This window comes from Rhizobium sp. Rhizsp82 (assembly GCF_047325115.1).
Lineage (GTDB): Bacteria > Pseudomonadota > Alphaproteobacteria > Rhizobiales > Rhizobiaceae > Rhizobium.
The window spans coordinates 3,561,223-3,574,872 of sequence record NZ_CP168570.1 but is presented as its reverse complement, the minus strand read 5'-3'; the positions used below and the strand labels follow the sequence as shown (position 1 = coordinate 3,574,872).

The window sequence follows — 13,650 nt, the reverse complement described above, 5'->3', positions numbered from 1 at the left end:
CGTGACCTGAAAACCGTCAGGCGATCATAGAATCGAAGACCCGAACCCCCCATAAAGCGGGTTCCGGCCGACTTCTGAAATTACTTCAGCTGGTCTTCTTTGTAGTAACCGCTGTCGATCAGGACGGTCTTGTAGTTGTCCTTGGTGACAGCTACCGGCTTCAGCAGGTAGGACGGAACGACCTTGACGCCGTTGTCGTAGGTCTTGGTGTCGTTAACTTCCGGCTCCTTGCCAGACATGACGGCATCAACCATGGCGACGGTGACCTTAGCGAGTTCGCGGGTATCCTTGAAGATCGAGGAATACTGCTCGCCAGCGATGATCGACTTGATCGACGGAACTTCCGAGTCCTGGCCGGAAACGACCGGGAGCGGCTGGTCCGGGGTGCCGTAGCCAACGCCCTTCAGCGACGAAATGATGCCGATGGAGAGACCGTCGTAAGGCGACAGAACAGCGTCGACCTTGGCGTCGGTGTAGTTAGCCGAGAGCAGGTTGTCCATGCGAGCCTGGGCCGTTGCCGGGTCCCAACGCAGCGTGCCGACCTTGTCCATGCCGGTCTGGCCGGACTTTACGACGAGCTTGCCAGAGTCGATGTAAGGCTGAAGAACCGACATTGCGCCGTCATAGAAGAAGAAGGCGTTGTTGTCGTCCGGCGAACCGCCGAAGAGTTCGATGTTGAACGGGCCCTTGCCGTCCTTGAGGCCGAGCTTGTCGACGATCGTGCCAGCCTGGAGAACGCCAACCTGGAAGTTGTCGAACGTTGCGTAGTAGTCAACGTTGCCGGAGTCGCGGATCAGGCGGTCATAAGCGATGACCTTGATGCCGGCGTCGTGAGCCTTCTGGAGAACGTCCGAGAGGGTCGTGCCGTCGATCGAAGCAATAACGAGAACCTTGGCACCCTTGGTGACCATGTTTTCGATCTGCGAAAGCTGGTTCGGAATGTCGTCGTCAGCGTACTGGAGGTCGGTCTGGTAGCCGGCGTCCGTGAGCTGCTTGACGATGTTGTTGCCGTCGTCGATCCAGCGAGCCGAGGACTTGGTCGGCATTGCGATGCCAACGAGACCCTTGTCGGCGGCCATTGCCGGTACAACGAACGAAGCGACGCCGAAGGCAGCCGCAGCCATCAATGAGATAATGGATTTCATTTCTCTCTCCCTTGTTAATAGATCGGCGGACGAAAAATCGCCCACCACGAAACTGTGGCAGGTTCCGTAGATTGGATAGTTACTTCAGATGGTGAGAAACGAAGTAGGTCTCCTCCACGATCTCACACGTGTTGAGTGCCAACCAGCACACGGCGGCAAACTCGTACGGAATCCTATAACTGTCAAATAGAATAAGTGGTAAAGTGCATAACAAATTTGGTATATCGTTAAAAAGTATTACTTTTGATGGAAGGCGGAGGGGAGGCCGCAACCATGACGATCATCTCCGAGCCTATTTCGATGGATTACGTCGATATCCACAGCGACAATTTTGCCGATGACGCCTTTCTTCGTGCGGGTTTGAAGCTGAATCACCTGCGCATGATTGTCGCAATCGAAGATAGCGGCCAGATTTCGGCCGCCGCCGAGACGCTCGCCATCTCGCAGCCCGCCGCATCGCGAATGCTGTCCGAAATGGAATCAATCGTGAAGACGCCGCTATACGAGCGGGTGGCGCGCGGCGTGGTGCTGACGACCTTCGGGGAAGCACTCGCCAAGCGTGCGCGAAAGATCCTTCTGGAGCTGCGCGAAGCCGGCCGCGAGATCGCCGAATTGAAGAGCGGGAAGGGCGGTTCGGTGTTCATCGGCGCGGTGACGGCGCCGGCCATGAGCCTCGTCGTTCCGGCGATCGACAAGGTGCGCAAGAGCTTCCCCGGCATCGAGGTGAACATCCAGGTGGAGACCAGCAACGTGCTGGCGCGCGAGCTACTGGCGGCCCGGCACGACTTCATCATCAGCCGCATCCCCGACGATCTCAATCCGCGGCTTTTCGAAGTGCGGGAGATCGGCGTCGAGAAGGCCTGTCTCATCGTGCGCAGCGGCCACCCGCTGCTCAAGGGAGGGCCGAGCAGCCTTTCCGATCTGCGCGACTACGACTGGGTGTTCCAGCCGCCGGGCACGCTGCTGCGCCGCACGGTCGAGGATATCTTCCTCGGCGCCGGCGTTCCGGTTCCCGGCAATATCGTCAACACCTCGTCGCTGCTTTTGACCTGCGCGATCATCTGCAAGACGGATGCGATCGCGCCTGTTGCCGTCGATGTGGCGCAATTCCTGTCGAGCCAGAGCTCGGAGGCGTCGGATGTCCGCATGCTGCCGACGGAATTCGAGATCAACGTCAAGCCCTACAGCCTGATCACCGCCCGAGAGCGGGCGATGCCGCCGAGCGCGCGGCTGCTTTACGATCTGATCCTGGAGGAGGCGCTCGCAGTTTCGACTTAGCCGCAAGCCCGGCGCCATCTTGGCGTTGGAGACTGCGCGCCTTCGAAACGGGAAGGCAGCATGCTGTTCGGACAATCGGTGTTCCAGTCGGTTCTGGAACGGCTGAAGGCGGAAGAGGGCGGGGATGACGACGAGGCTGGCGATCAGCCCGTGGTTCATCGCGTCCATGGTTTCTCGACCGGCCTTGCCTTCGATGTGATGGAAGGGGTGTCGGCCGCTGGGCAGAAGCCGGGCCAGGCCTATTTCGACAATCTGGAATTCGAGGCGCCGCCACCGGCACCTGAAGCAGTTGCCGTCGAGCCGGAGCCAGAACCTGTACCGGAGCCAGAGCCGGAACCCGTCATGCCCGAACATCTGTCACGCACGGCGCCGGCCGACATTGCGGCGGAGCTGGCGATCTCGGCGGCGGATACCGTGCAGTCGCTCGGCGAGAAGCGCCGCGCCTTTGCCAAGCTCAATCATCCCGACCGCGTGGCACCGCAATTCCGCGACAACGCGACGCGGCGCATGACTTTGGCGAATCTATTGATCGATGAAGCGGTGCGGCGTCTCAGCCGCTGATCACTCCGGATCCTTGTCTTCTTCGGCAGGCTCGGTGACGGCCGGCTTTTCTTCGGCAGGCTGCTGCGGCTTGAAGGTCCAGAACAGCATATAGAAGGCGTAGACGCCTGCGGCACCCGACAGCACGCCCCAGAAGGGGTCGCCGCCGAAAAATTCGAGCACTGCCCAGCCAAGGCAAACGGCAACGATAAGTGCGCGTACCCAGGCATTGCGGTAGGCGGGATGGCTCGGGTCGATCAGCTGCATAAGTGCTCCGGTCATATTTCCATCACTTGTCTTTAGAGCGTTTCCTGACCAGATTGAAGCATTCTGTTGGCTCAAACGGAGTCGGATGGTCGACCGGCTGGCGCGCGTAGTAGCCACGTCCTACGGCCAAGCCAGCCGGTCGATCAGCCGGCCCGTTTCAGCCAACCCCGGAGGGGCCGGGCATCTTTCCGCCAGGATCAAAGGCGATCGGCTCGGCCGTACCTATAGGTATGCCCTTCGCCAATCGCCTTTGCCCTGTCGAAAACCTGCTCCGGCAGAATGCTTCAATCTGGTCAGGAAGCGCTCTAAGATGGATTTCACAAATGTGAAAGAGTGGCGGGCTTGACGGCTCGCGCAGAAAATGGAATGAAAATTCCAGAAATATTGCAATTCGGTCCATTTGTTCCGAATCCTAGGGAGGTTCTCATGACTGTCAGATTTGGTCTTCTCGGCGCCGGCCGTATCGGCAAGGTTCATGCCAAGGCGGTGACCGGCGATGCCAACGCCAAGCTCGTCGCCGTTGCCGATGCATTCCCGCAGGCGGCCGATGCGATTGCGTCCGCCTATGGCTGCGAAGTGCGCACGATCGAGGCGATCGAGGCTGCCAAGGATATCGACGCCGTCGTCATCTGCACGCCGACCGACACCCATGCCGACCTGATCGAGCGCTTTGCGCGCGCCGGCAAGGCGATCTTCTGCGAGAAGCCCGTCGATCTCGATGTCGACCGCGTCCGCGCCTGCATCAAGGTCGTCAACGAAACCAATGCCAAGCTGATGGTCGGCTTCAACCGCCGCTTCGACCCGCATTTCATGGCCGTGCGCAAAGCGATCGACGACGGCCGCATCGGCGATGTCGAGATGGTGACGATCACCTCGCGCGATCCGGGCGCTCCGCCTGTCGATTACATCAAGCGTTCCGGCGGCATCTTCCGCGACATGACGATCCACGACTTCGACATGGCGCGCTTCCTGCTCGGCGAAGAGCCGGTCTCGGTCTTCGCAACGGCTGCCGTTCTCGTCGACAAGGCGATCGGCGAGGCCGGCGACTATGACAGCGTTTCCGTTCTGCTGCAGACCAAGTCCGGCAAGCAGGCGATGATTTCCAACTCGCGCCGCGCCACCTATGGCTACGACCAGCGCATCGAAGTGCATGGCTCGAAGGGTCTCGTCTCGGCCGAGAACCAGCGCCCGGTTTCGATCGAAGTCGCAAACGGCGACGGCTATACCCGCCCGCCGCTGCACGACTTCTTCATGACCCGCTACACGGAAGCCTATGCCAACGAGATCGCGGCCTTCATCGCTGCGGTCGAAAAGGGCAGCAAGATTTCTCCGTCGGGCGCCGATGGCCTCGCGGCGCTGGCGCTGGCCGATGCTGCCGTGCAGTCCGTCAAGGAAGGCAAGCTCATCAAGATTGGCTGACGGCCTTCTCCCGACCGAAAGCCACAATGAGATGGCCGGGCAATCGCCCGGCCATTTCGTTTTCGGGGATCAGCGAAACTTGAATTTAGCTTCAACGTTTCGCCTTTGACGCGGCCGGGCGGGGAGGCTATCAGCCAACGATATTTTCGCTCTTGCCCCGAGCCGCATCATGACCCTCGACCGCTTCGCTCCCGCCATCTTCGTGCTTCTCTGGTCGACCGGCTGGGTCGTGGCGAAATGCATTCAGAGCCGTTCACGTTTCTCGCCATCCGCTACACCTTCTCGGCGCTGGCCTTCGTGGCGCTCTGTCTGGCGATGAGGGCGAAATGGCCCGACCGGGCGACGGTCTGGCGAGCTGTTTATTCCGGGTTCTTCCTGCACGGCTTCTATCTCGCCGCCATCTGGTGGGCGATTGCCAATGGCGTGCCGGCCGGTATCTCGGGCGTCATCGCTGCGATGCAGCCGCTGCTGACGGCGATGGCCGCGCCTTTCTTGATCGGCGAGCGGCTGCAGCCGGCACAGAAGCTCGGGCTGGCGCTCGGCTTCCTCGGGATCATCATTGCGGTGTCGCCGAAGCTTCTCGAACCCGGTACGGCCGATCTCATGCATGCGGCGGTGCCGCTGACGATCAACCTGATCGGCATGGCATCGGTGACCTACGGCACGATCTATCAAAAGAAGCATCTGCACAGCGGCGACCTGAAGGCGATCGCGACGCTGCAATATCTCGGCGCGCTCGCCATCACCGTGCCGCTGGCGCTTGCCTTCGAGAACCTGCATTTCGACGGCACCATCGAGGCCTTCGCCGCACTCGCCTGGTCGGTCGTCGGCCTGTCGATGGGCGGTATCGGGCTGCTGCTCTATTTGATCCGCCGCGGCCAGGTATCGCGGGCGGCGTCGCTGATCTATCTGATGCCGCCGACGGTGGCGATCGAGGCCTTCATCGCCTTCGGCGAACCGCTGACGCTGCCGCTCATCCTCGGCACCGTTGTTGTCGTGACTGGCGTCTATCTGACGAACCGCAAGAGTGTTCAGGCGATCGAGGCCTGATCACTCGGCTGCGGGCGCTGTGTGCGTCAGCTTGGCGATCTTGCGGACGTGGTTGACGGCCGCGGTGCCGCCTGCGGTCTTGGTGAAGAGATCGAGCTTTTCTTCGTCGTCTTCTCCAACAGGGGTCAGCGCCTGGTCCATGTAGGTCTTCGAGGCCGGATCCCTGGCGATCTTGAAGGCGGCATAGCTCATCTTCACGATGACGCTTGCGAGCTTCATATGCTTGCTGAAGGTTTCCCAGGCAAAGCGCGGCCAGAAGAGCAGGGGATGAACCGGCTTCAGCCCCGGGCGCAGTTCCGACGGGTGCTTGAGGCGGAGCAGGCCGCTCTGCAGCGGATGGACGTTCTCGAGCGGCACGGTGGTGGCGAACGAGACCAGCACCTTGACGAGGCTGGCGAGCGGAACGCCGGTCGCGACAGCGCGGCGCAGCAGCGTCTTCACGTGCTCGGGTGAATAATAGAGCGACCAGGCCTCGCGATAGACGCTTTCCCACTCTTCGCGGCTCATCTTCTCATGCGCGGTGCAGACATGCTCGACGTCGTAGACGTTGAGGTCCTTTTCCATCTCGACGCCCTTGCGCCAGAGGGTCTGGTGATCCTCGGAGCCCGGCAGCGGGGTGAGCACGAAGAACTCGATGACATCGAGGGGGAGCTCGTGCTGGATGATCTGGATGTCGCGGCGGATGCTCTCCGGCGTATCGGCCGGGAAGCCGAGGATGTAGCCGGCGAGCGTCATGATGCCCTGCGCCTTCCAGGCGAGCAGCATCTTGCGATATTCGGTGATCTTGTTCTGGTTCTTCTTGGCGGCCGTCAGATTGTCCGGATTGACGTTTTCGAGGCCGATGAAGACGCGCGTGACGCCGGCGCGCTTCGATTTCTCGATGAAGTTCGGGATCTTGTGGCAGAGCGTATCGACCTGGATCATCAGGCCGAGCGGAATGCCGTCCTTTTCCCGGAGTTCGATCAGCCGGTCGAAGATCGCTTCCCAATCGCGGTTGCGGGCGAAGTTGTCGTCGGTGATGAAGAACTTGTGGATGCCCTGCGCCCAGTTCATCCGCACCAGCTTCTCGATGTCATCGGCGGAACGGAAGCGCGACTTGCGGCCCTGGACGTTGATGATGGTACAGAAGGAACACTGGTAGGGGCAGCCGCGGCCGGCATCGAAGCTGCTGGAGAGGCCGAGCGTATGCTGGATGTTTTCCTTGCGCAGGAAGGGCACAGGCGTGCCGCCGATGCCCGGCAGGTCGTTCATGAAATTGTAGACGGGCTCGAGCTGGCCGTAGGCGGCATCCTGCAGCACCTTATCGAGACGGCCCTCGGCTTCGCCGGCGAACATCGAGATGCCCATCTCGCGGCAGGCATCGAGTTCGACTGCCTTACCGTCGAGCATCGACAGGCAGCCCGACACATGGAAACCGCCCATCGACACCGGAATATTGGCGGCGCGGAAGGGGCGGGCGATATCCAGCGCGCGGGGATACTGGTTCGATTGCACGCCGATCAGTCCGACCATGCCGAAATTGCCGTGCCGGGCAAGCTGCGCCAGAAGCTCGGGAATGTTGACGCGGGTATTGGTCTCGTCGATCACCTTGATATCGATGCCGACACCGGGGCCGAGCACTTCGCGTTCGGCGCAGTCGGCGGCGATGCCATAGAGTGCTGCCAGCGAGTTGGACGGGATCATCGCCCGCCACCAGCGGATCACGTAGCCATCGTCGTCGTAATGCGACGGCTTGATCAGAATCAGCTGGAAGCGCTTGGCGCTGGAATTTTGAGGCAATGGCACGGGCAGTCTCTCTTGATCAATGGGAGCTTGAAATGGAATGCACGTAATCGTCTCCAGCCGCCTCTCAGACGCTGGCTTTCAAACAAATCTGCTCTGATCGACGATAGACCCCGGCGTCTCGCAATGCAGATTGCAATTTCGTTCGCATATGGCTGCCGGGCCGCGGCTGTTCAAGGCCGCCGGTCCGGAAGTATTCCGTCACCGTGGTTCTAAAACAAAAAGAGGCCGGATGATACCGGCCTCTTTCTGAATTCAGTGTTCAGACCTGTCTCAGGCCTGTTCGCGGCGCTGGCCGCCACCATTGCGGGGACCCTTGCGGCGCATGCCGCCGGAGCCGTCCTTGCGCTCGCCATGGGCCTGCTGGCCCTCGCCATGCTTGCGGCCGGGACGGCCGTTGCCGTTGCGGGCAGCGCCGGGGTGATGGCGATTGTGGTTTTCGCCACCGGCATGGTTCGGGCGCTGCGGCTTCTTGGCCGTGCGGAAATCCGAGGTCGATGCGAGATCGTTGTCGGGACCGGCATCCGGGGTCGCTTCGCCACGGCGCTGGCCGCGGAAGTCCTCGTTGCGCTGCTTCTGGCGCTCGGGACGGGGACGGCGCTCGCGGCGCTCTTCGCCACCGGCGCGGACTTCGCCGGCTTCACCTTCGCGGCGCGGACGCTGCGGACGGTTGCCGCGGCCTTCGCCGCCGTTACGGTTTTCGCTGCGGCCTTCGCCGGAACGGCCCTCACCACCACCACGGCGCTCGCCGCCGCGATTGCGGTTGTTGCCATTGCCGTTGCCGTTTCCACGGCGCGGGGCAGCGCGCATGTCGGCCGGAGCTTCGCCGCTGGCAACTGCGATGCTGATGTTCATCAGCTTCTCGATGTCGCGGAGCAGGCGGGCTTCATCCGGCGCGCAGAAGGCGATCGCGATGCCGTCACGGCCGGCACGTGCGGTACGGCCGATGCGGTGGACATAGGCTTCGGCAACTTCCGGCAGGTCGTAATTATAGACGTGGCTGACAGCCGGGATGTCGATGCCGCGGGCGGCGACGTCGGTGGCGATCAGCGTCTTGATATCGCCGTCCTTGAAGGCCTTGAGGGCGCGCTCGCGCTGGCCCTGGCTCTTGTTGCCATGGATCGAGGCGACCGAGTAGCCGACGGAATCGAGATGCTTCATCAGCTTCTCGGCGCCGTGCTTGGTGCGCAGGAAGACGATGGCGCGGCCATCGGGGTTCTGCGTCAGCGACTTCTTCAGGAGATCGGTCTTGTCGTTCTTGCCGTTGACGAAGTGGACATACTGCTCGACCTTGTCGGCAGCCTTGCCCGGAGGCGTGACTTCGACGGTGACGGGATCGGTCAGGTAGTCGGCAGCGAGATCGGCGATCGACTTCGGCATGGTGGCCGAAAACAGCATGGTCTGGCGCTTCTTCGGCACCATCTTGGCGATCTTGCGCAGATCGTGGACGAAGCCGAGGTCGAGCATCTGGTCGGCTTCATCGAGCACCAGGTAGCGCACGGCGGTGAGGCCGATGGCGCGGCGGGCGACGAGGTCGAGCAGGCGGCCGGGCGTGGCAACGAGGATATCGGTGCCCTTTTCGAGCTGCAGCTGCTGCTTGTTGATCGATACGCCGCCGACGACGACGTTGATGCGCAGATGCGACTTGCGCAGGAAGTTCTTCAGGTTGACGGCGATCTGGTTCACCAGTTCGCGGGTCGGCGCCAGGATCAGCGTGCGGGTCGTGCGGTTGTCGGGGCGGCGTTCTTCATGGATGAGCTTCTCGATGAGCGGCAGGCCGAAAGCGGCCGTCTTGCCGGTGCCGGTCTGCGCAAGGCCGATCAGGTCGCGGCCCTGGATGAGAAGCGGAATTGCCTTTTCCTGGATGGGGGTCGGCGTTTCGATGCCGAGCTGGAAAAGAGTGGCGACAACCGGCTTGGAGACACCAAGCGATTCAAAAGTGGTCAAGTCATAACCTTTTCAGGGCGCGCCAAAAGCAAACCACCGGAGCGCCCTATGCGGTCCGGTGTCGTTCTGGCGTCAAGAACCCCGCGTGAAGTGGGAACTTGTCTTGTTGGAAAAAGCTTTCCAGCGCTTCTGCCGCGTCTTGGGTGCGGTCTCTTCGAAATGCGCTTTGCCCCTTCTTCCTGCTCCTATTTGCTGGCAGGGGCACGCTCACGCGGCGGCCGGAAGGTGAAAGCTGGGCTGCATTTGGTCTAGTTCGCGCCGAAAGTCAAGGGGATGGGCCGCATGGCTGCCTTGCGCTTTGCCGGGAGCGACGGAGCAGGCGGCGATGTCAGCCGATTTTCGGGCCCCGCGACGGTGATCCGCGGAGCGTCGCCGACCTCAATCAATTGGTGTGCTCCATGCCGTCCGGTCCTTGCCGCGTGTGGGGGCGGCGGCGCCTTCCGGCGTTCGGATGCGACATGTGGTTTTTCTAATATGGTTCGGAAGATTACCAATGTCTTAACACATTGATTTACAAAAGTTTCATAGTCGAAAATTCTGTTGCTGCGCCGCAACATCGTGTCGTTTTCTGAAAAATGTTTGTCGCTTTACAACCTAATGGTTGCTTGCCGGATCGGTCGAACGCGGGCAGGGGGAGCGTATTCAAGACGTGTAATTGTTCATATTAGAATCAACTTTATGGAGATATTCGTGAGCGCCACCCCCGGCATCAGGTTTTTCGAAAAGCAGCAGTCTCTTCTCGCCGGCGTGAGCTTTGCCGGATTGCTGCTCGGCAGCTGTCTGGCATCCCCGGCTCTCGGGGCTGAGTATCTGGTCAGCAACGACACCGAACTGCGTAATGCGATCAACACGGCCAATGCCGATGGCGATGCGACGGCGACGATCAAGCTGACGGCGGGATTCTCATCGAGCGGTGCAGTGATGCCAGTGCCGCTCAAGCCGATCACCATCGATACCCAAGGGTTCGCTCTTGCCAATGTGCAATTCAACAATACCGGCGGGCAAAGCGTGACGATCGAAGGCTCGCTTGCGGGGGCGACCGCTCAGCGTGGTATCGTCATCAGCAGCGCCAGCACTTCGTCTCTGATAAACAATGGTTCGATAACGGGCGGACCTGACGGAGGAGCCACGTCGAGCACAGGCGCAAGTTTGAGCGCGACGACGTTTGTCAACAACGGTACTGTGACCGGCGGATCCAATTCAGGCGCTGGAAGCGGAGGCTTCGGTGTTCAGGCACAGCGCGGCACCAACATAACCAACAACGGCGTAATCCAGGGGGGAAGCAGCGCTACGGGCAACGGCGCACTCGGCGTGTTCCTCGGAGGCCCTGCCGGTGCCCTCAGTACGCTGACCAACAACGGGTTGATCCGCGGTGGCGACGGCGTAAATGGAACCGTTTTCAGCGGGGAAGGCGTGCAGATCCGCACCAACGGGACGATCATCAACAACACCGGCGCGACGATCGAAGGCGGCAGCAATGCCTACGCCATCTCCGTGCAGATGGCCGATGCCACCATCGTCAACAGCGGGACGATCAGCGCCGGTAGTGGCATGGCGGATGCAATCGTCACGACGAACGCGACATCGAATTTCACGCTGGAGCTCCAGAAGGGGTTCGAGATCAATGGCAATGTCATCGGCAACGCGACTCTCAACGATACGCTGCGCCTGGGCGGCACCGGCAACGAGACCTTCCATATCGACGAGATCGGCGCCGCCGCGCAGTATCAGAATTTCGATACGTTCGAGAAAACAGGCACCAGCACGTGGCTGCTCGACGGCGTCGGCACGGCCACGACGGACTGGACCGTCTCCGACGGCACGCTGCTGATCGGCGACGACGCGACCGACAGCGTCACCGGCGACATCACCAACCTTGCGACGCTTGGCGGCAGCGGCACGATCTTCGGCGATGTGACGAATTCGGGGACCATCGTGGCGGGAAGCGGTGCCGTGGGCGCACTGACGATCTCGGGCGACTATACCGGCAATAACGGCGTGCTCGATATCCAGTCGGTGCTCGGCGGCGATACGTCGGCGACCAGCCAGCTCGTCGTCACAGGCAATACGGCGGGGACGACCACCGTGCGGGTGACGAATGCCGGAGGTGCCGGGGCGCAGACGGTCGAGGGCATCAAGATCATCGATGTCGGCGGCACATCGGCCGGCACCTTCTCGCTGCAGGGCGACTATGTCTATAACGGCGATCAGGCCGTCGTCGGTGGCGCCTATGCCTACCGGCTCTATCAGAACGGCATCGCCACACCTGCCGATGGCGACTGGTATCTGCGCTCGGTGCTGATTGCGACATCGACGGCGCCGCTCTATCAGGCGGGCGTGCCGATCTACGAGGTCTATCCGCAGATGTTGCAGCAGCTGAATGCCATCGGCACGCTGCAGCAGCGCGTCGGCGACCGCTACTGGGAGACCGGCAGCGATCCGGTCGCCGCAAACGGGCCGGATGGCGTGTGGATGCGCACCGAGGGCATGTATGGCCGCGTCGATCCCGCTTCCAGCACCAGCGGCGCCACCTATGATTACGATCTCTGGAAGGCCGAAGGCGGCGTCGACGGCGAACTCTATCAGAGCGGCAAGGGCCTGCTGATCGGCGGGCTGACGGCGCATTTCGGCACGATCACCGGCGATGTCAGCTCGATCTACGGCGACGGCAAGATCGAGACGATGGGCCAGGGCGTCGGCGCGACGCTCACCTGGTATGGCGCGGATGGCTTCTATGCCGATGCGCAGGGGCAGTTCACCCTCTACGACACGACGCTGAAATCCGATCTCACCAATGCCGACCTGAAGGGCGGCAATAGCGGCTTCGGATCGACGCTCAGCATCGAGGCAGGGCGCCGCTTTGCCTCGGCCGGTTCGTGGTCGATCACGCCGCAGGCGCAGCTCATCTATTCGTCGGTCGATTTCGATGATTTCCATGATGCCTTCGGCGCGCCGGTTTCGCTCGATCGCGGCGACAGCCTGAACGGCCGCGCCGGTATTGCCTTCGATCGTGACGAGAGCTGGGAGAAAGCCGACGGCAAGACGGTTCATGCCAAGCTCTACGGCTCCGCAAACCTCTACTACGAGTTCCTGCAGGGAACGGCGGTCGATGTCGCGGGCCTGCGCTTCAAGACGGAAAACGACCGGCTCTCGGCCGGTGTGACGCTCGGCGGTTCCTATAGCTGGAACGACGAGCGCACCTCCGTCTACGGTGAAGCGACCGCACGGTCCTCGCTCGAGAATGTCGGCAGCAGCTATGCACTGAGCGGCACTGCCGGTATCCGCGTGAAGTGGTAAGCGATCAGAGCGCCCGGTCCGCGCCGCGGGCCGGGCGCTTTGGCTAACCGTCTTCATCGTGACGGTAGGCAAGGCTGCCGTTTTGCCATATCGCAGGGTTCGAGGCGCGCCGGTGCTTCGGTTGCCCCCTATGCGGATGGAGATGCCCGTGACCTTGCCTGTCAAAATTGCCGTCAGCGGCGCCCGGGGTCATATGGGCCGCGCCATTCTTTCCGCGCTTGCCGACGATCCTGCCTTTGCCCACGTCTGCAGCATCGGCCGGACCGGCGGCGACGGGCTTGTCGATCGCTCCGTGGCCATCGAGACGGCGGACGTGATCCTCGATTTCTCCACGGCATCGGCGGCGGCCGAACTGGCCGAACTCTGCGCGGAGAGAAACGGACCGGCGCTGGTGATCGGTGCAACGGGCTTCGAGGCGGATGAGCTTGAACGGATCAACAGGGCGGCCAGCAAGGTCGCGATCGTCCGCTCCGGCAATTTCTCGATCGGCGTCAACATGCTGGTCGGCCTCGTCGCGCAGGTTGCGGGCACATTGCCCGCTGAAACCTGGGACATCGAAATCCTCGAGGCTCATCACCGCCGCAAGGTCGATGCGCCATCCGGCACGGCGCTGATGCTCGGCGAAGCCGCCGCCGATGGCCGCGGTGTGGCGCTCTCATCCGTCGAGCGGCGCAGCCGCGACGGCATGACCGGCGAGCGCCCGGCCGGTGAAATCGGCTTTTCGGTGATCCGCGGCGGCGGCATTGTCGGCGAGCACAGCGTCATGTTTGCGGCTGGAGAGGAAGTGCTGACGCTGTCGCATTCGGCGCTCGACCGCGGCATGTTTGCCCGCGGCGCACTGGCTGCCGCCCGCTGGGTCATGGGGCGGGCGCCGGGCGAATACGACATGCAGGATGTCCTGGGTTTGACGCGGAAATCCTGAGGG

The 13,650-nt window shown here is 62.1% G+C and carries 9 protein-coding genes and 1 pseudogene; 6 read left to right on the top strand and 4 right to left on the bottom strand.

Features of this window, described 5'->3' with window-relative positions; translation table 11 throughout:
* Positions 1-80: 80 nt before the first annotated feature.
* Entirely contained in the window at positions 81-1,145 is a 1,065-nt protein-coding gene (chvE, locus tag ACEN84_RS22805; RefSeq protein WP_112515571.1) for a multiple monosaccharide ABC transporter substrate-binding protein, read from the bottom strand.
* Between the two features lie 273 nt (positions 1,146-1,418).
* On the opposite strand from chvE, the gene ACEN84_RS22800 reads away from it, so the two are divergent.
* Positions 1,419-2,423: a LysR family transcriptional regulator gene (locus ACEN84_RS22800; protein ID WP_199627427.1), complete on the top strand. Its 1,005-nt coding sequence runs from the start codon at positions 1,419-1,421 to the stop codon at positions 2,421-2,423.
* 60 nt (positions 2,424-2,483) lie between these two features.
* Positions 2,484-2,984: a hypothetical protein gene (locus ACEN84_RS22795; RefSeq protein ID WP_112719487.1), complete on the top strand. Its 501-nt coding sequence runs from the start codon at positions 2,484-2,486 to the stop codon at positions 2,982-2,984.
* On the opposite strand, the gene ACEN84_RS22790 is transcribed toward ACEN84_RS22795, so the two are convergent.
* Complete coding sequence (locus tag ACEN84_RS22790) at positions 2,985-3,230, bottom strand: hypothetical protein (RefSeq protein WP_112719486.1); 246 nt, start codon at positions 3,228-3,230, stop codon at positions 2,985-2,987.
* A 426-nt stretch (positions 3,231-3,656) separates the two neighbouring features.
* Between ACEN84_RS22790 and iolG the strand changes: the two genes are divergently transcribed.
* Positions 3,657-4,649, top strand: a complete 993-nt coding sequence (iolG, locus tag ACEN84_RS22785) for an inositol 2-dehydrogenase (protein ID WP_413710004.1) — start codon at positions 3,657-3,659, stop codon at positions 4,647-4,649.
* A gap of 169 nt (positions 4,650-4,818) precedes the next feature.
* Positions 4,819-5,699, top strand: a pseudogene (locus ACEN84_RS22780) (DMT family transporter).
* On the opposite strand, the gene ACEN84_RS22775 reads toward ACEN84_RS22780, so the two are convergent.
* Positions 5,700-7,484 (bottom strand): B12-binding domain-containing radical SAM protein, encoded by a 1,785-nt coding sequence (locus ACEN84_RS22775; RefSeq protein WP_203428347.1) that lies wholly within the window; start codon positions 7,482-7,484, stop codon positions 5,700-5,702. It lies immediately after the preceding pseudogene.
* Between the two features lie 270 nt (positions 7,485-7,754).
* On the bottom strand, positions 7,755-9,428 hold the full coding sequence (locus ACEN84_RS22770) for a DEAD/DEAH box helicase (RefSeq protein WP_413710003.1): 1,674 nt from the start codon (positions 9,426-9,428) through the stop codon (positions 7,755-7,757).
* 690 nt (positions 9,429-10,118) lie between these two features.
* On the opposite strand from ACEN84_RS22770, the gene ACEN84_RS22765 reads away from it, so the two are divergent.
* A complete protein-coding gene (locus ACEN84_RS22765; protein ID WP_413710002.1) occupies positions 10,119-12,725 on the top strand; it encodes an autotransporter outer membrane beta-barrel domain-containing protein in 2,607 nt (868 codons plus the stop codon).
* 148 nt (positions 12,726-12,873) lie between these two features.
* Positions 12,874-13,647, top strand: coding sequence for a 4-hydroxy-tetrahydrodipicolinate reductase (gene dapB / locus ACEN84_RS22760; protein ID WP_413710001.1), 774 nt, complete (start codon positions 12,874-12,876; stop codon positions 13,645-13,647).
* Positions 13,648-13,650 lie beyond the last annotated feature (3 nt).

Excerpts from the sequence above, each read along its gene's own strand:
- chvE (WP_112515571.1), bottom strand. The coding sequence starts at position 1,145 with ATGAAATCCATTATCTCATTGATGGCTGCGGCTGCCTTCGGCGTCGCT.
- ACEN84_RS22800 (WP_199627427.1), top strand. The coding sequence starts at position 1,419 with ATGACGATCATCTCCGAGCCTATTTCGATGGATTACGTCGATATCCAC.
- ACEN84_RS22795 (WP_112719487.1), top strand. The coding sequence starts at position 2,484 with ATGCTGTTCGGACAATCGGTGTTCCAGTCGGTTCTGGAACGGCTGAAG.
- ACEN84_RS22790 (WP_112719486.1), bottom strand. The coding sequence starts at position 3,230 with ATGCAGCTGATCGACCCGAGCCATCCCGCCTACCGCAATGCCTGGGTA.
- iolG (WP_413710004.1), top strand. The coding sequence starts at position 3,657 with ATGACTGTCAGATTTGGTCTTCTCGGCGCCGGCCGTATCGGCAAGGTT.